The sequence below is a fragment of the Mesorhizobium loti genome, from assembly GCA_014189435.1.
In the GTDB taxonomy this organism is placed as follows: domain Bacteria; phylum Pseudomonadota; class Alphaproteobacteria; order Rhizobiales; family Rhizobiaceae; genus Mesorhizobium; species Mesorhizobium loti_G.
Genome location: CP050293.1, coordinates 366357 through 391321 on the forward strand (window position 1 = coordinate 366357; position 24965 = coordinate 391321).

Consider the following 24965-nt stretch of genomic DNA (forward strand, 5'->3'; position numbering starts at 1 on the left):
TCTATCTCGCCAGCGTCAGGTCGACGAAGCCGTCGACGAACAGCGACAGCATGGTGCCGATGGCGAAATAGAAGATGATCATGCCGCCGGCGATGATGAAGGGCTGGGAGATGAAATAGATCGGGATCTGCGGCGTCAGCTTGTTGACGAAGCCGATCGTCAGATTGACGAGAATGGCATAGGCGACAAACGGGCTGCCGAGACGGATGACCAGGAAGAAGGTGTCCGACACTGTGTCGGTGACATCGACGAGTGCGGCCTGCGGGTTGAAGAAGATGTTGACCGGCGCGACCGTGTAGGAGGACACCAGCGCGCGTATTATCTCGTGGTCGAAATCGAAGACGAACAGCATCAGCAGTGCCGAGAACGAGATGATGGCGGCAAGCGCCGCCTGGGGTTCGGGCTCCTCGATCGCCGGTCCGCCGGTGCCACCATAGCCGATCAGCATGGCGATGGCCGAACCCATGAAGCGCAGGGCTTCCATGTAGAGCCTGGTCATGGCGCCGATCAGACCGCCGACCAGAAGTTCCGAGATGATCATCGGCACCAGGATCTGTGGGCGCGGGTCGACGAAGGGAAAGATCTTGTCCCACAGGAAGGCGAGCAGGCCGCCGGTGGCGGCGACCGCGACGAACAGCCTGACCTGGACCGGAACGCGGGCGCTGGACAGGCCCGGCATCAGCATGAAGCAGGCGCCGATGCGGCAGAAGGCGAGGAACGCCGCGATGACGACGCCTTGCGAAAGCACGCTCACGATATGGTTCCGAGCACCCTGATCTCGACGCCCTTGGCGATTTCGACGTGGCTGAGCACCGGCAGCGTGGTGAACAGCCGTTCGATGATCATGCGCACATAGGGGCGGGCGTCGGGTGCGGTGACGAGCACGAAACGCTCGCCGGCTTCCAGATATTTCTTGATCGCCTTGGTCGCGTCCTGGCCGAACTCCTCGAGCTGGCGCGGGTCGATGTCGAACTCGCGCACCTCGCCCTTGGCGTCGCGCTTGAGGCTTTGGTGGAAGGCGAGGTCCCAGCGGTTGCCGAGGCGCAGCACCTTGAGCACGCCGCCCTCGGAGAGGTCGCCGCAGATCTGCTGGGCCATGCGGATGCGGACATGCTCGACGATCTGCTCGGTGCGGCGCACATGCGGCGCGATCTCGGCGATCGCCTCGATGATCAGGTGCAGATTGCGGATCGAGACGCGCTCGGCGAGCAGCAGCTTCAGCACCGCCTGCAGGCCGGGATAGGAGATGTGCGTGGTGCAGATCTCGTCGGCGAGCTTGCGGTACTCCGGGTCCTGCCGCTCGAGCAGCGCCTTCATGTCTTTGTAGGACAGAAGCTGCGGCAGGTTGTTGCGGATGACCTCGGAGAGATGGGTCAGCAGCACCGACATGTTGTCGGCGAAGGTGTAGTTCTCGCGCTTCAAATCCTCGGCGAAGGCTTCGACCACCGAGTAGGCGCGCATGCCGAAGGCCGGCTCGCGGATTTCCTCACCCGGTATTTCGGGTATGTCGCGGTTGCCGAGCAGCACCATGATCTCGCCGACGCGCATCTGGTATTCGGCCACGACGGTACCGTGCACCTTGATCTGGTAGCTCTTCGGCGGGATGGCGAAATCGTCGGCGACACGCACTTCCGGTACGACGAAGCCATACTGGGTGGCGAATTTCTTGCGCATCTTGCCCATGCGGAAAACCAGTTCCTGATGCGACGTCAGCAGCCTTGTCGACAGCTGCTTGCCGATCAAAAGCTCGATCTCGGCGGTGGCGAGCGAGGCCTTGACCGAGTTCTTCTCCTCCTCGACCTTGGTCGCCTTTTCCTGATCCTTGATCGCTTCGGCTTCGGCGACGGCGCGGTTTTGGCGCATCGGGATGACGTAGCCGAGGCCGGCCATGCCGGCGGCGAGTGCGAAGAACGGGAACAGCGGCAGGCCGGGCATCAGGCCGAGCAGCACCAGCAGCGATGCCGCCACGTAGAGGGCGCGCGGGTGGGCGCCGAGCTGGCCGAACACCGCCTGGTTGGTCGAACCACGGGTGCCGCCCTTGGAGACGAGCAGGCCGGCGGCGAGCGACACGATGAGCGCCGGGATCTGGGTGACGAGGCCGTCGCCGACCGACAGCTTGATGAACACGTCGGCGGCTTCGCCCATGCCCATGCCGTGCCTGATGTAGCCGATGGCAATGCCGCCGACGATGTTGATGGCGGTGATGATGAGGCCGGCGATGGCGTCGCCGCGGACGAATTTGGAGGCGCCGTCCATCGAGCCGAAGAAGGAGCTTTCTTCTTCCAGCTCGCGACGGCGCAGCTGCGCGGTCTTGTCGTCGATCATGCCCGCGGAGAGGTCGGCGTCGATCGACATCTGCTTGCCGGGGATGGCGTCGAGGGTGAAGCGCGCGCCAACTTCGGCGATACGCGTGGCGCCCTTGGTGATGACGATGAAGTTCACCACGATCAGGATCATGAAGACGATGAGGCCGATGACGAAGTCGCTGGCCATCACCAGCTTGGAGAAGCCGGCGATGACATAGCCGGCCGCATGCGTGCCCTCGTTGCCGTGCGACAGGATCATGCGCGTGGTGGCGATGTTGAGCGACAGCCGCAGCATGGTGGCGATGAGCAGCACCGTCGGGAACGACGAGAAATCGAGCGGCCGCTGGATCCACAGCGCCACCATCAGGATCAGCACCGAAAGCGCGATCGAGAAGGCGAGGCCGATGTCGATGAGAAAGGCCGGGATCGGCAGGAACAGCACGGCCAGGATGATGACGATGCCGATGGCAAAGAAGACGTCGCGGCCATTCTTGGCCACCGCGCCGCCGGGCTGAATGCTTTCGCTGATCGCCATGTCGTCCTCAAATTCGAAGCCTGCCGAGCGCGCGACAGCCCTGTGAGGGTAGCCCGCCAAGCTTGCGCGAGGGTGGGAGACTGGCTAGTTCGAACGATCATGCGCAGGTGGCCGCGCGGGCCGGCCTCGCAAGGAAGGGAAAACCCATGCTTCTGATCATCGGCACCATCCGCTTGCCGCCAGACAAATTGGAGGAAGCCAAGCCCGCGATGGAACGCATGGTTTCCGGCAGCCGCGCCGAGCCCGGCTGTCTCGAATATTCGTATGCGCAGGATTTGTTCGATGCAGGGCTCATCCGGGTCACGGAAGTCTGGAGCGACAGGGCGGCGCTCGATCTGCATTTCGCCTCGCCGCATATTGCGCAGTGGCGCGCGAGCTGGCCGGCGCTTGGCATCGGCGAGCGTAACCTCGTGCTCTATGAAGCCGGCGAGCCGATGCCGACCTGATCGATCCGCCGGCCGGTCCATGCCACAATGGCGCCTTGTCTGTCGCCATTGTGGTTGCCATGCCGTGTCGCCGGGCGTATCAGGCGGGCTTTCCACTGCCTTTTCCGATATCGGCGAGCCGCCCCGGTGCTTTCCAGAAACCAACCGCAAGTTTATGCACGCCGGCTGCGCGCGGTGCTGATCAGGTCGTTGCCGCTGCTCGAGGCGCGCGGCATCGCAGTAGTCATTCTGGCCGGCATCGTGGGCGTCATGGCGGGCATATTGGTCACGGCGATGAGCCAGATCGTGCAGGACCTGCACGGGCTGTTGTTCGGCGTCCAACCCGGCGGCCGGCTTTCCGGCATGTTCTCGCTCGCCAATCCGATGCAGGCGCTGGTACCGGCGATCGGCGGCATCCTGCTTGGGCTGACGGTGATCTGGCTCAGGATACGGAAATTCCGCACGCCGATCGACCCGATCGAAGCCAACGCGCTCTATGGCGGGCGCATGTCGCTGACCGACACCTTCATCATCGCCGGCCAGACCATGATCTCCAGCGGTTTTGGCGCCTCGGTCGGCCTGGAAGCCGGCTACACGCAGGTCGGCTCCGGCCTGGCCTCGCGGCTGGCGGGCATCTTCCGGCTGCGCCGCAACGATGTCCGCATCCTGGTCGGCTGTGGCGCGGCCGGCGCCATCGCCGCCGCTTTCGATGCACCGCTGACCGGCGCCTTCTACGGCTTCGAACTGGTCATCGGCATCTACTCGGTCGCGAATGTCGCGCCTGTCATGACCGCCGCGATCTCAGCCTCGCTGACCGCCGAAATGTTCGGCGGCGTGCCGTTTCCACTCGAGCTTTCGGGCCTGCCGGCGCTCACCGCCAGCCAGTATGTGCCGTTCCTGCTGCTCGGGCTGCTCGGCGGTGCCGCCTCGATCGCCATCATGCATCTGGTGACGCTGATCGAACGCGGTTTTGCCAGGCTGTCGATCGATGCGTCACTGCGCCCCGTCATCGGCGGCGTCATCGTTGGCTTGTTGGGACTTATCACGCCGCAGGTCCTGTCCAGCGGCCATGGCGCGCTGCATCGCGAATTCTCGATGAACTACGGGCTGGCCGTGGTGGCCAGCGTCTTCGTGCTCAAGCTGGCGGCATCGGCGGTTTCGCTGGGGTCGGGCTTTCGCGGCGGGTTGTTCTTCGCCTCGCTGTTTCTCGGCGCGCTGCTCGGCAAGGCGTTTGCGGATGTGATGGTTGTCATCTCGCCGGCAACCGGCATCGACCCTGCGGTTGCCGCCGTCGTCGGCATGACGTCGCTGGCCGTCGGCGTCGTCGGCGGTCCGCTGACGATGACCTTCCTGGCGCTGGAATCGACCCGCGACCTGACGCTGACCGGTGTTGTGCTGGCCGCCTCGATCATGTCGGCGATCCTGGTGCGCGAGACCTTCGGCTACTCGTTCTCGACATGGCGCTTCCATCTGCGCGGCGAGACCATCCGCAGTGCCCACGATGTCGGCTGGATGCGCAGCCTCACTGTCGGCTCGATGATGCGCAAGGACATCAAGACTATCTATGCCTCGACGACGCTGGCGGCCTTCCGTAAGGAGGTACCGCTTGGTTCAGCCCAGCGCGTCATCGCCGTCGATGCGGGCGATCACTATGTCGGCGTGCTGATCGTGGCCGAACTGCACAGCGATCCTTCCGATGGCGAGGTGCCGGTGCGCGATCTTGCCAAATACAAGGACGCGGTGCTGGTGCCGAGCATGAACGTGCAGGCCGCCGCCGAGACGTTCCAGCGCGCCGGCGCCGAAGAACTCGCCGTGGTCGAGGATTTCACCGATCACATCGTGCTGGGGCTGTTGACCGAAGGCCATCTGATGCGGCGCTATGCCGAGGAACTCGACAAGGCGCGCCGCGACCTGTCGGGCGAGGGCTAGCAGGCAACCGCTCGCGTCTTCCCACCCCACCAGCGCATGGCCATGACGGCGACGAGAAGCGCCACATAAGGCCAATAGTGGACGGCGTGCACCGCGCGCTTGCCCTCGGCGATCACGAAGGTCAGCCATATGTCGTAACCGCCGACGGTGTGAAGCATGCGCCATGCGCGCGGTCCGAGCCATGCCGCCGTGCGATCGAAGGACGTCGCGGCCATGGCGATGATGAACAGATAGGCAAGGCCGCCGAAGACGAACATCGCCGTATCCGTGGCCTCATCGAACTGCGCCGGATCGATCCGGGAGAAGGCGACAAGAGCCATCGCGTGGACACCGTGCGAAAATGCAAAGGCCAGTCCGATCTGACGCCGATGGCGGCGCAGGAACAACATCGGTGGGCCCGGCAGACGCTGTGCCAGCGCCGATGCCGAAAAGGCGGTGCAGAACAGGATGAGCGACATCTGTGCGGTGAGCCGCACGACCTGGCGGACGGCCTCGACCGAGAAATCGCCGCGATAGGCGACGAGCCCGGATAGCGCGAGAATGATCGCCACCAAAAGCCAGAACAGCCACCAACGGCTCGTTGCCTTGGTTGCAAAGGGTGGTGCGACAATGGTCATAGTGCCTCCAGAACAATCAATGTAATTGCTACTTACATTGATTGCCGACCAACGCAACCCCAGAAGTAAGTCATGCTTGCATTGATCGCGGGATTGTGATGGCTGCTAAACCGCGTCGGCCCGAAAATCAAAGGACGTTCCAGACAACGGCATGGAAACGCAACGCAAGACATACCATCACGGCAGTTTGCGGCAGGCGCTGATCGATGCAGCCCTTGCCATCGCCAAGGAGGACGGTGTCGACCAGGTGACGGTGCGGGAAGCCGGCAAACGGGCCGGCGTCTCGTCGGGAGCGCCATTCCGGCATTTTCCAACCAAGACCGCGCTGATGACCGCCGTGGCCGAGGAGGCGATGCGCCGGTTTCACGCCGAAATAGCGGTTGAGCTGGACAGAACGGAAAAGCTCGATCCGCTGGCACGCTTTCGGGCGCTCGGCATCGCTTATCTGCGTTGGGTCATCGACAACCCGACGCATTTCGAGATCATCTCGATGCGCCGGGCGATCGATTTCGACGCCTCAGAGACACTCGTTCAGCTCAACGAAGAAATCCGCGGCCTCATGGTGCGGATATTGGAGGACGCGCGCGCTGCCGGCCAATTGCGGACAATGGATATGGAAGGCATCCCCCTGCAAGCGCGAGCCCTGGTCTACGGGCTTGCCCGCATGTGGATCGACGGCCAGTTTGCGCAATGGGGCGGGGCTGAGAAGGCCGAGTTGCTGATGCGGCAAAGCCTCGATAATTTTCTCGCGCTGCTGGCACAATAGAGCCGCGATCACAGCCTCAGATTCTGCGCACTTCCGCCAAAACTGCCACGCAGTTTTGGGCGATATACACTAATGCTCGATCGGTCCCTTGGCCATTACGAGGGCCGTGCCGGCGGTCGTCGGGCGCTCGATCATGCGCCGCACGCGCGGCGGCTCGTCGCCGCTGTGCAGCGCCCGTACACGCTCGCCGATGACGGCATCGGCATGGGTGATGCGTCCATTGTGGCGCACATATTCGATCCAGGTCGGCGTGTGGTAGTGCTCGATCCATATGGTGGGATTCTCGAGATCGCGCGCCAGCGTCCAGTTGCGGGCGCCGTCACGGCGGCGGATGCGGCCGCGTTCGGCCATGATGGCGAGGAATTCCGGTTCGTCCTCGTGGCGGATCACATACTCGATCATGATGGCGATGGGACCACTGCGCGGCTTCAGGTCAAGCGCCAAATGCGGTTCCTTGAAGCGATTGAGGGGATCGAGGTTGAGCACCTGCTGTTGTGGCAGCGGGAGCAAAAGACCGATGGCGCCGCCGGCCAGCATGGCGATGCTGGCCGCGATCAGCGCGGTTTCGGCGCCATGCGCATCGGCGACGACGCCCCAGATCCAGCTGCCGAGCGCGATGCCGCCGAAGGTCGCGGTCTGGTAGACCGACAGCACCCGGCCGACCACCCAGCGCGGTGTCGCCATCTGCACCGTGACGTTGAAGTGCGAAAGCGCGATCACCCAGCAGGCGCCGCCGACCAGCAGGCCGAGCGACGTCTGCCAGGCATGCTGGCTGACGGCGGCATTGAAGGCGCAGACGGCAAAGCCGGCGAAAGCACAGCGCACCATTGTCTCGCTGGACAGCAGCTGCCGCAGCCTGACGCTGATCAAGGCGCCGCCGACCGCGCCGATGCCGAACGCACCGAGCATGATGCCGTAGGTCAGCGCGTCGCCCTTGACGACGTCACGCGCCACCAGCGGCAGCAACGCCAGGACAGCGCCGGCACTGAAGCCGAAGGCAGCGCCCCTGACCAGCACCTTGCCGATGTTGGGCGACATGGCCACATAGCGCAGACCGGCGCCCATGGCGGCCCCCAGCGACTCGCGCGGCAAGGTCGATGCCGGCACGTCCGGCTTCCAGCGCGCCAGCACGACGATCAGACCGATATAGCTCACCGCGTTCGCCGCGAAGGCGGCGGCTGCACCGGCCGCGGCGACGATGATACCGCCGATCGCCGGGCCAACACTGCGCGTCAGGTTGAAGCCAAGGGAATTGAGCGCGACGGCGGCCGGCACCTTGTTGCGGGGGACGATGTCGCCGACGGAGGCCTGCCATGACGGGTTGTTGAGCGCCGTGCCGCTGTCGATCAGGAAGGTGAAGGCAAGCAGCGTCCACGGCGTCATCAGGCCGGAATAGGTGAACAGGGTCAGAAGCACCGAGACGACCAGCATGAAGGTCTGGGCGACCAGCATGACCTTGCGCCGGTCGAAACTGTCGGCGATGGCGCCGGCGACGAGCGCAAACAGCATGATCGGCAAGGTGGTTGAAGCCTGGACCAGGGCCACCTGATAGGGCGAGGTGGCGATCGTGGTCATCATCCAGGCGGCGCCGACGCCCTGGATCAGGCCGCCGAAATTCGAGATGAGACTTGCGCCCCACACGGCGCGGAAAATGCCGTGCCGGAAGGGCGCCAGCGCCGAGACGCTCTCGCTTTCCGGCTTTTCGTCAATCATCTGGGGTCCCTGCCATGTCGTGCCGATTCGTCAGACGATCCGTTTGCTCAGACCGTTTGCCGAAAGTAGGGCATGGCGCCGCAAAGGGCGAATGTCTTTCCAAAAAGCTCATGGTCCAACAATGGGATAGAGGCGGTCCACGCCCCATTCCCGGCGAGAACGACGCCATGCATGGGTTCAGCGCTCGTCACGGACCGCGGCGTGCAGGGCTTCGCTCAGCTGGCTTGCGGTCTGGCCGCCTACATGCAGGCGAAGGAAAAGCTCCATGCCCACCAGCCGCAGCCGCGATGGCTGGTCGCGCCTCGCCAGGTCGATGAGGTCGTCGACCGAGGATGACGACCACTTCATGGCGTCGCGCAGAAGACCACCGCGCAGCAGGCCCTGGGTGCCGGCGGTGAAGCTGCCAGACACTTCGAAACCGATCTTTCGGGCTTGGACATTCTGCGGCGGAATGTGTTTTTCCGCGACTCTCTTCAACAGCCACTTTCCTTGCTTCTGGCGGTATTTGTGCCGCCTCGGCAGATGGATGGCGAAGTCGATCAGCCGGTTTTCGAGGAACGGCACCCTGAGTTCGACCGACGCTGCCATGCTCAGCCGGTCATGCCTGTGCAGCAGGTCCTGCAGGTGCGAATACATGTCCTGGAGGCAGCAGCCCAGAAAGGCGCGGTCGCAGAGCGACGCCACCGGCTCCAGCCGATCGAAGATCCTCGTTTGCAGAAAATTCAGTTCCGGCGACAGTGCCCTGAGCACGACGTTTCGGTCCCAGCCATGGGAGGCGCCGATCGATGTCTGGAAGGGCGCCTGGCGCTGGCGCTCGAACCTCAGGGCAAGCCGGCGCCTGGAGCGAAACAGCCGCCCCGGCCACGACCACTGCCGCCACAATCTCATACTGGCCACCTGCCAGCCATAGCCGCCAAACAATTCGTCGGCGCCTTCGCCAGTAAGCAGCACCTTGACGCCGTCGGTCCGGCATTGCTCGGCAAGCGCCAGCAGGCCAACATGGCTTGCATGCCAGCCGTCGCTTTCCAGGTGCCAGACGGTCCTTGGCCACAGGTCGAGAAAGCGGTCCTTGTCGACCGGGACCCTGTGCAGGGGCACGCCGGCGTGACGGGCGGTGCGCTCAGCATCGTCGGCTTCGCTGTGGCCGACGCGCGGGTCGACGACGTAGGCTGATATCTCGGGCCTGAACCGTTTCGCCAGCGTCGTGACGAGGCCGGAATCGACGCCGCCGCTGCAAGCCGCCGCGAGGCTGGTATCGGCGATGCAGTGGAGTTCGACGCTGTCCCGTACCAACGCCTCCAGCGTCGCCATGTGCTCGGCGTCGGTGGCCCTGTCGTCGACGATGCGGGCCGCGTCGAGGACGTCAAGGACGTGCCAGAAGCAGCGTTTCTCTATGCCGGCGTCGCTGATCTTCCACAGGCCTGCCGGCGGCAGCCGCTCAATTTTCTGGAACAGGCTGAAGCTCGAGTCGCGGCTTTGCCAGGCGAGGCGCAAGGTGATCTCGCGGGCATCGACGTCGCGCGCAATGCCATCGCAGGCCAGGATTGCCTTGTCCTCGGAGGCGAAGAGGATCCGGTCGCCCGTCTCGGCCACAGACATCGGCTTGATGCCGAGGCGGTCGCGCGCAAGCCACAAGGCGCCGGCCCGCGCGTCGAAATAGGCCAGGGAAAACATGCCGTCGAACAGCGGAATGGCCTTGTCCGGGCCCCAGTGGTGCAAGGCCTCGAGAACCACCTCGGTGTCGGAGACTGTTCGGAAGACCCGGCCCTCCGCTTGCAGCGTATCGCGCAGGAACCGGTAGTTGTAGACCTCGCCATTGTAGACCAGCACACCCTGGCCACAGGCGGTGAGCATCGGCTCGCGCGCCGCGGCCGAGAGATCGATGATCGAGAGCCGCCGGTGCCCGAGGGCGAGCCGGCCGTCGTTCCATGAGGCATGGTCGTCGGGACCACGATGCAGGAGCGCCTGCATCATGCGGGCAACGTCGGCGAGGTCGCCGCCGGCGATCGGGTTCCGCTTGCGCCAGACCCCGGCTATGCCGCACATGGTCCGGTCGATCTGGCCTGGTTCATGGGCTTCCGCGAAGACATCGGTGCAAATGCGGTGACATCAGGCCAGCGAGCGCCTTGCCGGATGGCACGATGGCAATCTAACCGGAAGCCGGCCGCCTGCAAGCGGGGCCAGCGTTTTCACAAGCGCGCCTCAGAATCCGTTCTGGATGCGCTCGAAGATGACGTTGGTGAAGGCTGATATCTGGCTGCCGATGAAGGGGCCGGTCAGCGCCACCACCAGCATGATGGCGACGATCTTCGGCACGAAGGTCAAGGTGATCTCCTGGACCTGCGTCAGCGCCTGGATGAGGGCGATGCCGATGCCGACCACCATGGCGACCAGCACCACCGGCGCGGACGCGGTGAGCACCGTCCACACCGCGTACTGGACGATGTCGAGAGCGTCGGCCTCGTTCATGGGACTGGCTCTCTGTCGAAAGCGTCAGCTCGCTGCTTTGACCGAGACGCCCGGGCCGACAGCGACTTCGGTGCCGTTCTGCAGCACGGCGATGAGGCCGCTGCTGGCGAGGCGCACCGACGCCACCGTGCCCGTCGTCTTGCCGTCGGCGGAGGTTATCGAGCGCCCGATCAGTGCGTCGGCCTGCGACAGTGCCGAGGACTGCATGATCTGGTCGAGCTTGGTGTTGGTCTGCACCGATTGCTCTACCTGCGAGAAGGTGGCGAGCTGGGCGACATACTGCGTCGAGTCCATCGGCTTGGTCGGATCCTGGTTCTTCATCTCGGCGATCAGAAGCTTCAGGAAGGACTGGTAGTCGACCGCTGTCTTCGAAGTCGACGCGGTGGCCTGGTTGGCGCCGGTCGGTATCGTCGTCGTCATGTCCACGTTCATCAGTATCGTGCTCCCACAGCCAGCGGGCGCTCGGCACCCGGAACGTCGTCATTGCCACCCAGCGCGCGGCGTTCGAGCGGATAAAGCGCGCGGATTGCCTTCAGCGCCTCGTAGATATGATCCTCGCCGACCATGCGGTCGATCTGTTTCAGCGCAGCGCAGATCTGGGTGTCCTCGAAGCTTGCCAGCAGCAGCGGCAGCGAACGGCGGAACATGTCGCGCGCCCCGGCCGCGCCGGCCGGGTTCATCAGCATGACCTGCAGGATGAAATACAGCTGCTTGAGCGGTGTCGAGGCGTCGTCGGCCTGGATCACATGGCTTTCGAGCAGGAACTGGACGTCGTTCATCAATTCGACGGTGACCTTGCGGTCGACCCGGATGACGGCACCGTTGATGTAGATCTTCTCGTTCGGCTTCAGCGATATCTTCAGCGTGTTGGTCATTGAATGCCGTCCCTGATGATCTGGGACACCTCGATCAGCCCTTCGAAATTGTTGGTGCGGCCCTGGCGGATGTCCTCCGCCTCGCGCAGCAGCCACAGGCCGATGGAAATGAGGTTGGCGCGCAGTTCCTTGGGCAGGGCGTTGTCGCTGGAGCCGAGATCCTCGACGAAAGCCGCCCAGACGCGGTTGGTGAAATGAAGCGCTTCGATGGCCTCCATCGAACCTTGGCCGGCGGCGGCGGCCGCCGCCAACATGTCGATCGAGCGGGTCAGGAGTTCCCGCTCGCGGTCCTTCGCGTCGGCAACGGAGGTGCTCTGGATGTCGGCGTAGGAGAATTGGTACATCGTTGGGGCTCTACCGTTCCATTATGCGTTGTCAGGTCAGGTAATTCAACAGACTGAGCTGCTGCAGGCGTGCGGTCAGCGCGAAGGACGTTTCGATGTGCTGGGTCAGGTCGGCGACCCGGGTCGCGGCTTCGGCCGGATCGACGCCTTCCAGATCGAGAATATGCCGTTCGAAAAGGTCGACCTGCGTCTTCATGCGGTCGTTTGCATCGGAAACCCGTTTCTGGGCGATGCCGGTCTCGGACTGAACCTGGGCAATGCCGCTCAGCGCTTCGCCGACGATTGCCGTCGAGCGGCTGACGACCGTATTCTTCGCGGCCTGGCTGATGTTGCTGGACATCAGGCTGGATACCATGGCTGCCGCCATGGCGAGCTTCTTGATGCCGTCACTGTTGGCACTGGTCGAGGTCGGTGTGGTTTCGTTGAGGGCGATACGGCTGACGATCTGCTGGTCGGTGGCGTTCGACCAGTTGCCTTGCCAGCCCGCGCCCATGAACTGCGGTATGACGTCGTTGGTGATGAAATCGTCCATCTGGGCAGCCGTGATGTTGGCCGCTGCCGGGTCATCCTGGGTGAAACCGAAATTGGCGACGAAGGAAGCATCGAATGCCGCCTTGGCGGGCGAGCCGGCGGCGGTGAAGTCGTTGATCGGCTTGACGTCGGTGTTGGTGCCGGCGAACAGGTATTCGCCATTGACGCTGGTGTTGAGGATCGAGGTCAGCTGCTGGATGGTCGCCTTGCCGGAGGATTGGGTGAGACTGTTGGAAGAATCGCTTGATGAAGCGGTGGTCAGGGCGGACAGCAAGGCCTGCGCGGCGCTGGAGAGCTGGCTAAGCGAGGTCTGCGTCGAGGAGAGCCGGGCGCCGACCAGGCCGTTGGAATCGATGATGACGTTGAGCCGGTCAAGATCGCGCTGGAAGGTGACGGCCTGGGTGGTGCGCCCGCCGAGAGCCAGCCCGACATCGGCGACCCTGCCCGTCGAGGATTCTTTCGTGGCTTTGACGAGATCGGCCTGCATGCGCATCTGCTGGGAGCGCATGGCATTCGACAAAGCGGCTGACGAGACTGAAGTCATGGATTATCCCACCGCGTTGAGCAAGGCCGTCAGCATGTCGTCGACGGTTTTCATCATCCGGGCCGATGCCTGATAGGTGTGTTCGAGGTCGAGCAGCAGCGACATTTCCTGGTCGACATTGACGCCGGTCGCGTTGGACAGCGCCTCGGCGCTGCGCGACGCCAGTGCTTCCTTGGCGTCGGAGGCGGTTGAAGCCTGCTGGCGCACGCCTTGGAACCAGCCGATCGAATTGGCGGCGTAGTCGGAGACGCTGGACGTTGCCGAAACCCCGGCGGCGGGGTCGAAAGTCATCGGCTGGTCGAGCCGGTCGCCATAGGCAATCAGAAGGGTGGAATAGGATGCGCCGCCGCCGGTGTTGGCGACATAGGCGGCACCGTTGGCGCCGCCATCGCGCAGCAGCGTCGGATTGCCGCCGGCACTCGGGTCCATCGCCGCATTGACGCTGATGGACGCGGCAAGGCCGTTGACCAGCGTGCCCGCGGCCGGGATGGCCGGCGCCCCCGACCAGGTGAACAGACCGGCGGCATTGGGCATCGAAGGTGCGGTCTCGGCGAAGGCGGTGATCAGGCCACGCGCGGTCTCGTCGAGCTGGCTCTGCATGGTCGAGGCGACGCCGTCACGCAATTGCAGCAGGCCGGCAAGTGTGCCGCTGGCGCTGGTGTTGCCGCCGGCTCCCGCCGAGATCGGCACATTGTCGATATAGACGGCATTGCCAGCCGCACCCGCGGTGTAGCCGGCGGATGCCGCGAAGGTGACCGTGCGCGGTATCGTCTCGAACAATGTCGTGCCGTCGCCGGTGGTAATGACCATGTCATTGTCGCCACGCGTGAAGGTCGACACCGGGACATAGTTCGAAATCTTCTTCAAAAGCGCGTCACGCTGGTCGAGCGCGTCGGAAACGTCGGTGCCGGAACGGGTTCCGGACATGACCGCCGTGTTGGCGTCCTGGAATTGGCTGAGCAGCGAGTTCAGGTCGTCGACGGCCGTGGCGATCTGGCCGTCGGTCTGGGTGCGGAAATCCTGGACGGCCTTGGAGCCCTCATTTAGCGAGCGCACGACCTGCTTGGCCGCGTCGATGACGCTGGCGCCGAGGTTCTGGTTGGACGGCGAGGTGGCGTAGAGCTGCAGTGCCTTCTGCAGGTCGGCGATTGAGGTCGAGGGCGAGGACGCATTGTCGACGCCATTGACCGCAACGCCCAGCTGATCCATGCCGCTATAGAGCGCGTTCTGGCCGCTCCAGGCCGACAGCGCGGCGAGGTTCTGGCGGAACAGAAGCTCGTTGGTGGCGCGCTGGATATCGACCGAACGCGCGCCCGGCGCCGTGCTGGTGACGATGGCCTGGCGGCGCGAATAGTCCGGGTTGGAGGCGTCGGCGACGTTGCGCGAGACGACGCTGGTCTGTCGCGCGGTGTTCATAAGCGCCGACTGGGCGATACTCAATGCGGTAGACAGTGACATGCGGGTCTTTCGCGGGCGGCGCCCGTTTTATCGCTTCAGGTTGACAAGGACGTCCATCAGATCGGAACCGGTCTGGAAGACTTTCGAATTGGCGGTGTAGCTGCGCTGCGCCGCGATCATGTTGGTCAGTTCTTCGGCGATGTCGACGTTGGAGTTCTCGAGCGCGCCGGAGATGATGGAGCCGAGCTTGCCTTCATTGGCGAAGCCGACACGGACCGCGCCGGATTCGGTGCCCTGTGAGTAGACGTTGCCGGGCAGCGCGGTGAGCTGGTCCGGGCTCTGCACGTCGGCCAGCGGAATCTTGTAGAGCGGCTTGGTGGAGCCGTCCTTGTACTGCGCGTAGATAGTGCCGTCCTTGCTGATCTGGACCTTGTCGATGGTGCTCGGCGCGTTGCCGTTGACCTGGGCGTCGGAAACGGTGAAGCCGGCGCCGAGCTGGGTCAGCGCCGACAGATCGAGATTGAGGCTGGCGCCGTTCGGCACGGTAAATGAAACGCCGGTGGGCGTGCCGGTGAGCTTGCCGGTGGTGGTGTCGAAGGTCAGGTTGGCCGAACCCAGCAAGCCGCCGGCGGTGTAGGGGAACGATGTTCCAGCGGTGGCCTTCGACTGATCGAAGACCGCCACCTGCCAGGTGCCGGCGCCGGTGTTGGTGAAATAGACGTCGAGCAGCTTCTTGTTGCCGAGATTGTCGTAGGCGACCATCGAGGATTTCGACGTGTATTGCGCGGTCGCAGCGTTGGCGGCGGGCAGATTGGCGGTCGCGACCGGTGTCGCGCCCGCCGGCAGGTTGCCGGCATAGCTACCCTCGGTGCTCGGCGTTGCGGTCATTCCCTGGTCGGAGATGACAACCGGGACCAGTCCCTCGAAACCATTGACCGTCGCTGCCGGCACGCCATTCTCGTAGCTGTAGGCCATCAGCTGGAAGCCGGCCGAGTTGACCAGCCTGCCCTGCCCATCGGGAACGAAAGCGCCGGCGCGGGTCAGGTAGGGCGTACCGCTCGGATCCTGAACGACAAAGAAGCCATCGCCGCTGACGGCAAGGTCGGAGACCGAGGTCGTGTATTGAAGGACGCCCGGATCGCTGACCGCCTGGCGGATCGTCGTGGTGACGCCGCCGGAATTGTAGGCGCCGCCCGTCGACGGCATGACCAGCGTCGAAAATTCGGCGGAGGACCGCTTGTAACCCGTGGTGTCGGAATTGGCGATGTTGTCGGCGACCGTCGACAGGCGGTTTGCCTGCGCGTTCATGCCGGAAACGCCGGTCCGCATCATTCCATAGAGGCTCATCGAAACGTCTCCGCTGTGTCCATGCCACTGGCAACGAGGCTACGCGTGTTTTCTTGCGCGAGGCTGGCGCGGCGCTGCATCAGAAGACGAGCCGGTAGCCAAGGAAACGCTTGGAATCGATCGGGTCTGTGCCCAGCTTCTCGCGCAGCTTCTTGCGCAGTTTGCTGATGTGGCTTTCCACCACGTTCTCCTCGACCTCTTCGTCGAAGATGCCGTAGATGGCGTTGAAAACCTGGGTCTTGGTGACCCGGCGTCCGCGATTGCTCGCCAGATATTCAAGGATTCGGCGCTCACGGCGCGGCAAGGGGAGGGGCTGACCGTCGATCTCGGGGTCGCGGCCGTCCATGAAGATGCGCATGGCGCCGATCTCGGTGTAGGCGACGTCTTCCTGGGCGCGGCGACGGATGGCGGTGATGCGGGCCAGAATCTCTCTGATATGGACGGGCTTGCGAATGACATCGTCGACGCCGCTCTCGAACAACCGCAGCGTGTTCTCCAGGGAATGCTGTTCGCTCAGCGCAATGACCGGAGCGCCGGTGCGGTCGCGGATCTGGCGGGGAGAGATGGAGCCTTCGCGGCAGTCGCCGATAAGGAAGGCCCTGACCGAGCGCAGATCGGTGTCGGCGGCGGAGTTCACCCACTCGCCGAATTCGCCGGACGCAAAGCCTGCACAGGCGATGCCCTCACGATCGAAAAGTGAATTGTATCCCTCTGTTACGAGCTCCCGCTCGTCAACGATCACAATCATCGGCCCCGCCTTCCGAATCAAATCATTTGCCCCGTGAAGAGAGGCGTATCCGCTGGCGAGAATCCTGAACAACCGTCATTTCTTGTAGCTAGTTTCTTGGGAGTCTGGAATCGTATCGGTTGCATTAGCGTGCGACCAGATATGCTTTCGGTGGCAAGTTCTGACCAAGTCAAACCAACAATTCCGAGTTGTACGGTTTGTCTATTAGAAGCGTGAAATGCGCTTACGGGTTGCAGAAGCCACGAGCGTTCGCGGTCCATTTTCCAAAGCCGGTGGCGACCATGTTGGCAATGACGCGGCAGACATAGATCTTCTGCGCCGGATCGTTGTCGGGGCCGGCGTGATAGCGGGCGACAGCCATCGACCAGGTCTCGTGTCGGGCATGGAGGCTGGCCAGGAAGCGCGCCGCATAGTCGACGTTCTGGCGTGGGTCGAGCATGTCCTCGACGCTGCGAAAATGCGAAGCGTGGTAGTGGTGGTTGATCTGCATGCAGCCCAGATCGATCAGCGTCTTGCCCTCGCGCCGGGCATTGGCGAAGGCGGCAAGGGCCTCGGTACGGCTCCTCGGAAAGACCGCTTTTCCTTCTATATTCAAGGCGTTGGGTTGAAGGCTGCCCTTGTTGCCGGTCTCCGTCAAGCCAACGGCATAGAGGATGCCGGCGGGCACGCCATAGCGATCGGCGGCGCGCAGGATTTCCGGCTCGCAAGGGTTGGTTGCGGCTGCGGCAGCGCTTGCCGCGCTAGATAAAGATATCGCCGCCAGCGCGCTCGCGAGAAGGCGAAGTGCCGCGGCCGTAGTCCTGCGCGTCATCGTTGCGTTTCCCTGAGGATTGCTGGCCCGATTGCTGGCCGCCGGCTCCGGAACTGCCGCCGCCCGAATTCCCCGGCTGGAAGGATGATGGATCGCGGCCTGTTGCCGCCGGCAACGGGGCGGTTGCATCGGTGCGGGTTGTAGAGGGAACCGCTACCGAAGGTTGTAGGATTGTGACCTTGTCAACCTCGAAGCCAAGCCCCCGCAGCGACTTGACGATGGCCTCGCTGTCGGCGGACAGCCGACGATAGGCGTCGTGTGATTCAGGCTTCAGCTCAATCGAAAGTTGTTCTCCGGAGAGGCGAAGATGGGCCGTCACCATGCCGAGTTCGGCGGGGTGAAGTTCGATCTTCAACATATGTGTCGGAACGGCAACAGGGCTGGCCAGCTGAGCGGCCGCGGATGAGGCTGAAAGCGCCTTTTGTGGGCCGCTGTCGGCGGCTATGGCGTTGATCACATTGAGGGCGGCCTGGCTGATGGGACTCTGCGGCGGTGCGGGGAAGCTCTGTTCGGACACCACGTCGATGCGTGCGGCGGACAGGGACTGTTTCCCCGCTTCGGGCCGCATCGAGGACTGGACATCCCCGATACTCTTCATCGCCGAGGCGGTGTGCTTCGACAGCACGCCGGGCACCTCGGCAGCCGGCGCGTCTGGCAGCTTCGGGGCAGCCACTGTGTTGTCGCGTTTCGGCGCGCTGGAGACAGAGCTCGGTGGCTGAGCGTCAAGCTCCGTCAAAGGCCCGTCGACGATCGACACTTGCTCCGGCTTCGAGATGGTTTCGAGGGCCTCGCGTCCGGCCGTGGATTTTGATCGATAGGTTTTCGGCAGGGGGAGCTTGCCCGTCGAGTGCCGGGTTCGATGGGCTCTCGGCGGCTGCCGCGTCGCGCCCGGACGCCTTGGCCGACGTCGAGAAATGGCGCAGGTCATGAAACGCGATCAGCAGCGACAGGTCGTCCTGAAGCGGCACGGCATCGGCATCCGGTGTCGGCTCTTCGGCGTCGGCATCGTCCTTGCGCGCCTTTGCTTCCAGGTCGTCCTTGCCGATTTTCACGGTCGGCACTTTGGTCGAAATGGTCTTTCCGGGATCGGCCGACGCCGGTTCGGCCTTGCCGCCATGCCCGGCAAGGCCGGCGGCAAGTTTGCCCCAGCGCTGGTCGCGCGATCCCGCCTCGGTCGCCGGCTGCCGTTCCGGGCGGCCAGGGTTCGTGTCGCCGCGCAGCATCTTGCCGAAGCCGGCGTCGTCGTTCCTGCCATTCGCAGCCGGTTGCTCCGATGTCGCGCGCGTGGAGGCAAATCCTGGCAAGGCCGAGCCGAGGCTGGTGGTCATTTGGGGGCGGCTCCAAGCATCTGGTCGATCAGGTCGAGCTGTCGACGTGTTCTGGTCATGGCGGCGTCGGTCGGATCGGTGGGCTCGGAGCCGGCTGCAGGCGACGGTGCCGAGACCGGCATGACAGTCACTGCGTCGGCGGATGTGGCCGCAGCCGGCGCCGTGTCCGGCGCTTTCGCTGATCCGGCGGAGGCCGCGGTGGCGGCAGGTTTCTCCGAGATCGCGCCTTCGACCGGTGGCAGTCCGCTGTCATCGGCGCCTTGCGCCGTGGCGATCTCGGGCGCCGGCGTTTGCCCGGCCGCAACGGGGGCAGGCTTTTCCTCGGGAAGGGTGGCGGGCGGCGCGACGACCTCGCCGGCAATGGCCTGAGCGGCGTCGAGCAAGGCGCGGTCGCCTTCCGACAGCCTGGAGCGGTCGATCTTGCCGAGCTTGGCGCGGACATCCTCGATGGTGCCCGAGGTGACGGTCGAAAGGCTGGCATAGAGCAGGGCGCGTGGATCGTCCTGGTTGGTGTTGCCGTCGCGGCCCTGCTCGGCCCGCGCCGAAGCAAAAGCCGACAGATCGTTCAGGCCGTCGATCGCGGCGCGGCGGGCGATGCGCAGATAGATCACCTTCTCGCGCTCGGGATCCATCATCGAGGTGATGTCGCCCAGCTTGTCCTGGCTGATCGACATATGCAGCGCGATGACGCCGGAGACGAAGGAGTCGGCGAACTGGCTGGCATAGGGCGAATAGAGGTAGCGCTCGACATACTGGGTGGAGGCAAGCGCGAAGCGTGCCGCGTCACCTTGCGCGACAGCAATGCCGACCGAACGGCGAAGTGCCGCTTCCTCGACCAGCGTGCCGGGGCTGAGCAATCTTGCCTGGTCGAGCAGACCGAGTGCGGCCGCCGGCTGGTCGCCGGCAAGCAACGAGCCTTTGACCAGGGCAACGAAAGCGCCGAGATCGGGAGGCAGCGCCATGGGATCGATCGGCTTCAACGCTTCGATCGCCTCGCCGGGCCGGCCGTTGAGGTAGTCGATCACGCCTTTGGCTATGGCAAGGCTTTGCGGGTCGGTCGTGGCGCGCGATGTGGCGGCCTCGACGGTCACCGGGTTGCCGCCACTCATGCCGTAGACAAGCAGGGCGCGAAAGTTCTTGGGATCCTTGTAATCCTCGGCATCCGCCGCGCGCAGGCGCGCATCCGCCATTTCCAGAAGCTTGGCCTGCATCGGCATGGCGGCATGATCGCCGGCGGCTATGCGATCCTGGATGAGCTGCAGCGAGCGCACCAGCTGATACGGCTCCAGAGCATCCTGGGCAAAACCGGCCGACGGATATCCGCCAGCCAGCAGCAACAGGCCTATCAACCGGCTGGTGACGGCCATTCGCCTCATCCGCCGGTCGCCATCAGGATTTCGATGCGGCGGTTCACGGCCGACAATGGATCCGCGGGATCCTTGGGCTGGCGGTCGGCGAAGCCGGCGACCTCGGTGATGCGGCGTTCGTCGACGCCGCCGCGCACGAGCATGTAGTAGGCGGAATGCGCGCGCGCCGTCGACAGCCGCCAATTGTCGTAGCTGTCGCTGCGGAACGGCCGGGCGTCGGTGTGGCCGTTGATGCTGATGGTGCCCTTCTGGCTGTTGACGATGCGGCCGATCTTCTCCATCGCCAGCACCAGTTCGCGGCTCGGCAGCGCCGAACCGACCTCGAACATGCCGAAGTCGAGCTGGTCGGTGATCGAGATGACGACGCCCTTGTCGGTGGCTTCGACGGAGACGCCGTCATGCAGCTTGTCGCCGGGCTTGAAGGCATCGGCCAATTGCCGCTTGACGTCGGCTGCGGCCTTGACGGCAGCCGCGGTCGGCGCCTTCTCGCCGGTGTCGGGCATGGCAACCTTTTGCGCCTCGGCTTCGGTCTTGGCTGCGTCCGCGGCCTTGGCGTCGTCCAGCTTGGTCTCGCCCGGTTTGGTCTCGCCCGGTTTGATCTCGCTTGGCTTCGTGTCGCCGGCCCTGGCCATTGCCGTGGCGGGGGCTTGCTTGCCTGTCGCGTCCTTGGCCAGCGGCTCGAGCGGTGCGGCCGCGACAGGGGGCACGGCTTTGACTTTGGGCACTTGCGTTTCGGCGGTCTTGTCACCGGGCTTGATCGGATCGCCCTCGATCCTGGTGCGCTCGGCACTGGCCTCGGCGGCGGGCGCCGCCACCTGCTGCGACCAGAAATCCGGCTCGAAGGGATCGCGATAGGAGGCGCCACCGGAGGCGCCCGTCGCCGGGCCGGCGGCTTGCGCGCCGCCGTCACCCTTCTGGCTGACATTCTGCATGACGCCGGTATCGGTGGCGATTTCCGAAAGCACCGCGTAAGGATCGGCGAACAGATGCTCGTCGGAGTGTTCGGCCTGCGGGAGTTCTTGCTTGTCCTGTTTGCGTTCCGCCGAGCCATCGCCGTCCTGGCCGGCCTTGCTGGTTGCCTTCTTCGGATTGTCGGCCGTCGTCCCGATCGCGCGCGGACCGTCGCCGAGATCCTCCAGGCCCTTGCGGCTCGAATTGCGGTCGACCAGCTTGACCGGGTTGAAGTAGCTGGCGACGGCTGCCTTGGTCTGCTCGTTGGCGGCGTTGATCAGCCACATGACCAGGAAGAAACACATCATGGCCGTCATGAAATCGGCGAAGGCGATCTTCCAGACGCCGCCATGGTGGGCCTCGTCATGGTCGTCATGACCACGCCGCACGATGATGATTTCGTGGGGTGTGTGTCCGGCCTCGGCGACGCTCATGCCAGAACCTCTGAGAGGGTCGTCGACCATTCGGCCATGCGTGTCTCGAACACCGCTTCGTCGATGGTGACGGTGAGGTCGAAGCCTGGCGCCTCGACGAAGTCGAGATTCGCGGCGCGGTCCCCGAGCGATGCCTTCAGTGTCTCGAACAGCGAGAGCGGACCGTGCACGACGATGCGCACCGCTTCGGCATCGCCGACCGCTTCGCGTATCGCGCTGGCGAGCACCTCGATCGAGCGTTTCTGCAGGTCGTCGCTGACGATGCCGCCGATGATGCGGGCGACCGTGGCGGCGACAAGCCCGGTCACGCGCGCCTCCATTGCATCGATGCGCGACGAGACCGCCTTGCCGACATCGTCGCCGAGGCTTTCGAGAAATAGCCTTGCTTCCTCTGCATTGGCCTGGCGTTCGGCTCCGACTGCGGCATCATGCGCAGCCGACAGGCGGGCCTCGAGCGCCGCCTCGGCCTGGGCAACCGCTTCCGCGATCAGCGTGCCGATATCGGCTTGCGGCGTCGGCGCCTCGGGCTTGTGTTGCGGATCGACGGCGGCCCGGGGCTGGCCGGCACGTTGCGTGCGGGTGCCGAAATCAGGCAGAAGGTCGAAGAGGGCTACGGAGGGCATGGCTTACACCGCGACTTCCTGGGCAGCCCATTTGCGCAGGATCTGCGCGGTGCGCTCCTCGTTGAGGTCGACCATCCGGGCAAGCCGATCCTGCGGCGCCGGCCTGATCTTCTGGCGAAGATCGTCGAGCGGTGTCGGACCTGGGCGCGAGCCGGGCAAGGCGGCAACCGCGGCATTGTCGGCGGCGGCCGTTGCTTCCGGCGTCGGCAGCGAGCGCTGGACGTCATCGAAGCTGGGGCCTGACAGGGCCGGTGTCGCCTTTGCCGTCAGCGCCGACGCCATCGGCCTCAGGCCGAAGAAGGCGACCAGGAACACCACGACAATGAAGGCGCCGGCATTGATCAGCGTGCCGGCATGCTGGCCAATGGAATCGAGCATTCCAGCCTGCGGGATCGCCTCGCCATCCAGCCCGTCGATGAACTCGACCGCCGAGACGTCGATGACGTCGCCGCGCTTTTCGTCGAAGCCGGTCGCCGAGGTCACCATCTTCTGGATATCGGCGACGCGCTTGGCAATCTGTTCCGGCGTGGCGTCCTTGCCGAGGATGGCCGTCAGCCGCTGCTGGTTGACGACGACGGCAATCGACATCTTGGTGACGCTGTAGCCGTTGGAGACGGTGGCGATCTTCTTCGAATTGATCTCGTAGTTGGTGATCTCTTCCTTGCGGTCGTTTTGCGAAGAGGACTGCGGACCATCGGTGGCGGTCGCCTGGGTCTCGGGCAGGTTCTGCTCGACGCTGGCCGGGGTGGAAGCCTGCTTCTGGTTGTTGTTCTCGTTGGCGCGCACCGACTGCACCGAGCGCTCGACGCGGGAATTCGGATCGAAAATGGTTTCTTCCGTCTGGCGGGTGTCTGTGTTGACCTCGGCCTTGACGCTGGCGCGGAAATTGTCGGGGCCGAGATAGGCCGTCAGCGCGCGGCGGATGTTGTCGCCGATCTGCGCCTCGACGGTCTGCTCGACGCCGAGCGTGCGGGCGGCGCTGGTGTTGGAAGGATCATCGCCCGCGGCCAGCAGATTGCCGCTGGAATCGAGCACCGTCACCTTGTCGGCCGACAGGCCGGGGACGGCGGCGGCGACGAGATGGCGGATCGACATGGCGCTCTTCTCGGCGTCGATGCCGGCGTAGCGGATGACCACAGAGGCGGAGGGCTGCTGCTCGTCGCGGCGGAAATTGGCGCGCTCGGACATGACGATGTGGACGCGCGCCGCCTTGATGCCCGATATCGACTGGATGGTGCGCGCGATCTCGCCTTCCAGCGCGCGCACGCGGGTGATCTGCTGCATGAAAGAGGTGAGGCCGAGCGAGCCGACATTGTCGAACAGTTCGTAGCCGGCATTGGCGCTGGTCGGCAGGCCCTTTTCGGCAAGCAGCATGCGCGCCTGCGCGGTGGTGCCGGCAGGCACCAGCACCGAGGTTCCGTCGGCGCCGACATCGAAGCCGATGCCGGCTTCGCCCAGCACCAGCCCGATCTGGTTCACGTCGGCGCGGTCGAGCCCGACATAGAGCGTGTCGTAGGCGGGGCGGTTGAGATAGACCGAGGCGATGCCGATGACGCCCATCACCAGAACGGCGATGCCCGCCAGCATGGCAAGGCGCTTCACGCCAAACCCGCGGAGATTCGAGATGATGCTCTGGATCTGTTCCGGCACGGTTCAACGACTCCCAGCATGATTGTCCGCCGGAACAGTAGTCCTCGAAGCTTGTGCGAAAATGAAATCGGGCCGCGCTTGCAGCGCGGCCCGTCAATCGATGAGAAAGGAGGGCGCCGGTGGCGCCCGCGATTAGTTCTTGAACAGCGACAGGATCGACTGCGAGGCGCTGTTGGCGATCGACAGCGACTGGATGCCGAGCTGCTGCTGCACCTGCAGCGCCTGCAGGCGGGTCGATTCCTTGTTCATGTCGGCATCGACAAGCTGGCCGACGCCGCGGTCGATGGAGTCCATCAAGCTCTGGGTGAAGGTTTTCTGCAGGTCGATGCTGCTCTTGGCCGAGCCGAGGATGGTGGCAGAGTCGGTCAACTGGGCCATGACCTTGTCGATCCTGGTCACCATCTGCGTGATGATGTCGTCGGTTACCCCGGCCGCCGTGATGTCGAGGTTGTAGGCGGAAATATTGTCGACCCTGGCCACCACCGCTCCCGCCGCCGTCTGGCCTGCGGCGTTTGCGGCGATGTCCGTTTGTCCGAGTGCGAGCGAGGCCGCATAGGCGTTGTCATACAGGGTCTGGGCGGCTCCCGTGGCATAGATGGAGGTCTGGCGATCGAGGGTGCCGTAGTTCTTGACGCCGGTGGCCAGGCCGTAGTCGAAAAGCTTGGTGCCCTCGACATCGATGTTGATCGTTCCGATCGAGACGGCGCCGGATGAAGAGCGATTGAATGAAGACACGATCTGGGAGTCGGCCTGCACGCCGTCATTGGCGGCCAAGACCTGCTTGGAGGTCACCGCAAGGAAATTCGAGCCGGAGAAAGTGGCCGCATCGGCAAAGGACTTCATCTGCGCCTGAAGCGCCTTGATCTCGGTCTGGGTCTTTGCCTTGGCTGCGTCCGTCTGGCCGACGGTCGAAAGCAGCTTGGTCTTGATCTGGCCGATCGTCGTCAGGACATTGTTCATGCCGGTGTAGGCGGTATCGACTTTCGAGGCGCCGAGGCCGAGTGCATCCTGCACCGTCGACAGGGCCGAATTGTCCGAGCGCATCGTGGTGGCGATCGACCAATAGGCGGCGTTGTCGGAGGCCTGCGAGACCCGGTAGCCCGTCGAGATGCGCGCCTGCGTCTGCTCGAGTGACTTGTTGGTGGCGCTGAGGCTTTGAAGTGCGGTTAACGCCGAAGCGTTGGTCATGATGCTCGCCAAGAAAGTCGCTCCTTCTCAAAAGCCGACATGCTCAGACATGCCGGATAGGCCTGT

22 protein-coding genes and 1 pseudogene are annotated in these 24965 nt (G+C 64.4%); 3 read left to right on the forward strand and 20 right to left on the reverse strand.

Going from position 1 to position 24965, the window contains the following annotated elements; all coding sequences use genetic code 11:
- Position 1 precedes the first annotated feature (1 nt).
- Both fliR and flhA read right to left on the reverse strand, forming a co-directional pair.
- Positions 2–754: a flagellar type III secretion system protein FliR gene (fliR, locus tag HB777_01800; GenBank protein QND62766.1), complete on the reverse strand. Its 753-nt coding sequence runs from the start codon at positions 752–754 to the stop codon at positions 2–4.
- Positions 751–2841 carry a flagellar biosynthesis protein FlhA gene (flhA, locus tag HB777_01805; GenBank protein ID QND62767.1) on the reverse strand — a complete coding sequence of 697 codons (2091 nt, stop codon included), beginning with the start codon at positions 2839–2841 and terminating at the stop codon, positions 751–753. The genes fliR and flhA overlap by 4 nt, the downstream gene beginning before the upstream one ends.
- A 146-nt stretch (positions 2842–2987) precedes the next feature.
- Here flhA and HB777_01810 point away from each other — a divergent pair, with 146 nt between their 5' ends.
- Positions 2988–3287: an antibiotic biosynthesis monooxygenase gene (locus HB777_01810; GenBank protein ID QND62768.1), complete on the forward strand. Its 300-nt coding sequence runs from the start codon at positions 2988–2990 to the stop codon at positions 3285–3287.
- 126 nt (positions 3288–3413) lie between these two features.
- Entirely contained in the window at positions 3414–5195 is a 1782-nt protein-coding gene (locus HB777_01815; GenBank protein QND62769.1) for a chloride channel protein, read from the forward strand.
- On the opposite strand, the gene HB777_01820 is transcribed toward HB777_01815, so the two are convergent.
- On the reverse strand, positions 5192–5812 hold the full coding sequence (locus HB777_01820) for a hypothetical protein (GenBank protein ID QND62770.1): 621 nt from the start codon (positions 5810–5812) through the stop codon (positions 5192–5194). The two genes, HB777_01815 and HB777_01820, sit on opposite strands and share 4 nt — an antisense overlap.
- 151 nt (positions 5813–5963) lie before the next feature.
- Between HB777_01820 and HB777_01825 the strand changes: the two genes are divergently transcribed.
- The gene (locus tag HB777_01825) at positions 5964–6578 is read left to right on the forward strand and encodes a TetR/AcrR family transcriptional regulator (GenBank protein ID QND62771.1); all 615 of its coding nucleotides are present in this window, start codon (positions 5964–5966) and stop codon (positions 6576–6578) included.
- Positions 6579–6647: 69 nt separating this feature from the next.
- Here HB777_01825 and HB777_01830 read toward each other — a convergent pair whose 3' ends face one another.
- The 17 genes and pseudogenes from HB777_01830 to HB777_01910 form a co-directional block, all read right to left on the reverse strand.
- Entirely contained in the window at positions 6648–8291 is a 1644-nt protein-coding gene (locus HB777_01830) for an MFS transporter (protein ID QND62772.1), read from the reverse strand.
- Positions 8292–8468: 177 nt separating this feature from the next.
- Positions 8469–10337, reverse strand: coding sequence for an asparagine synthase (glutamine-hydrolyzing) (gene asnB, locus HB777_01835; protein QND62773.1), 1869 nt, complete (start codon positions 10335–10337; stop codon positions 8469–8471).
- Between the two features lie 156 nt (positions 10338–10493).
- On the reverse strand, positions 10494–10760 hold the full coding sequence (gene fliQ / locus HB777_01840) for a flagellar biosynthesis protein FliQ (GenBank protein ID QND62774.1): 267 nt from the start codon (positions 10758–10760) through the stop codon (positions 10494–10496).
- Between the two features lie 24 nt (positions 10761–10784).
- Positions 10785–11192, reverse strand: coding sequence for a flagellar hook assembly protein FlgD (gene flgD / locus HB777_01845; protein ID QND62775.1), 408 nt, complete (start codon positions 11190–11192; stop codon positions 10785–10787).
- Entirely contained in the window at positions 11192–11635 is a 444-nt protein-coding gene (flbT, locus tag HB777_01850; GenBank protein ID QND62776.1) for a flagellar biosynthesis repressor FlbT, read from the reverse strand. The genes flgD and flbT overlap by 1 nt, the downstream gene beginning before the upstream one ends.
- On the reverse strand, positions 11632–11979 hold the full coding sequence (flaF, locus tag HB777_01855; GenBank protein ID QND62777.1) for a flagellar biosynthesis regulator FlaF: 348 nt from the start codon (positions 11977–11979) through the stop codon (positions 11632–11634). Before flaF ends, flbT begins: the two co-directional genes overlap by 4 nt.
- Before the next feature lie 31 nt (positions 11980–12010).
- Positions 12011–13054 carry a flagellar hook-associated family protein gene (locus HB777_01860; GenBank protein QND62778.1) on the reverse strand — a complete coding sequence of 348 codons (1044 nt, stop codon included), beginning with the start codon at positions 13052–13054 and terminating at the stop codon, positions 12011–12013.
- Positions 13055–13057: 3 nt separating this feature from the next.
- On the reverse strand, positions 13058–14512 hold the full coding sequence (gene flgK, locus HB777_01865) for a flagellar hook-associated protein FlgK (GenBank protein QND62779.1): 1455 nt from the start codon (positions 14510–14512) through the stop codon (positions 13058–13060).
- A 27-nt stretch (positions 14513–14539) separates the two neighbouring features.
- Positions 14540–15799 carry a flagellar hook protein FlgE gene (locus HB777_01870; protein QND62780.1) on the reverse strand — a complete coding sequence of 420 codons (1260 nt, stop codon included), beginning with the start codon at positions 15797–15799 and terminating at the stop codon, positions 14540–14542.
- Between the two features lie 79 nt (positions 15800–15878).
- Positions 15879–16547, reverse strand: a complete 669-nt coding sequence (locus HB777_01875) for a response regulator transcription factor (protein ID QND68615.1) — start codon at positions 16545–16547, stop codon at positions 15879–15881.
- 223 nt (positions 16548–16770) lie between these two features.
- Positions 16771–17358, reverse strand: a complete 588-nt coding sequence (locus tag HB777_01880) for a lytic transglycosylase domain-containing protein (GenBank protein ID QND62781.1) — start codon at positions 17356–17358, stop codon at positions 16771–16773.
- Positions 17288–18686 (reverse strand): annotated as a pseudogene (locus HB777_01885) (flagellar hook-length control protein FliK). The gene HB777_01880 and the pseudogene HB777_01885 overlap by 71 nt, the downstream one beginning before the upstream one ends.
- Positions 18683–20062, reverse strand: a complete 1380-nt coding sequence (locus tag HB777_01890) for a chemotaxis protein MotC (protein QND62782.1) — start codon at positions 20060–20062, stop codon at positions 18683–18685. Before HB777_01890 ends, HB777_01885 begins: the two are co-directional and overlap by 4 nt.
- Positions 20059–21438 carry a MotB family protein gene (locus tag HB777_01895; protein QND62783.1) on the reverse strand — a complete coding sequence of 460 codons (1380 nt, stop codon included), beginning with the start codon at positions 21436–21438 and terminating at the stop codon, positions 20059–20061. The genes HB777_01890 and HB777_01895 overlap by 4 nt, the downstream gene beginning before the upstream one ends.
- Positions 21435–22061, reverse strand: a complete 627-nt coding sequence (locus HB777_01900) for a hypothetical protein (GenBank protein QND62784.1) — start codon at positions 22059–22061, stop codon at positions 21435–21437. Before HB777_01900 ends, HB777_01895 begins: the two co-directional genes overlap by 4 nt.
- A gap of 3 nt (positions 22062–22064) precedes the next feature.
- Positions 22065–23711 carry a flagellar M-ring protein FliF gene (fliF, locus tag HB777_01905; protein ID QND62785.1) on the reverse strand — a complete coding sequence of 549 codons (1647 nt, stop codon included), beginning with the start codon at positions 23709–23711 and terminating at the stop codon, positions 22065–22067.
- 132 nt (positions 23712–23843) lie between these two features.
- A complete protein-coding gene (locus tag HB777_01910) occupies positions 23844–24911 on the reverse strand; it encodes a flagellin (GenBank protein ID QND62786.1) in 1068 nt (355 codons plus the stop codon).
- Positions 24912–24965 lie beyond the last annotated feature (54 nt).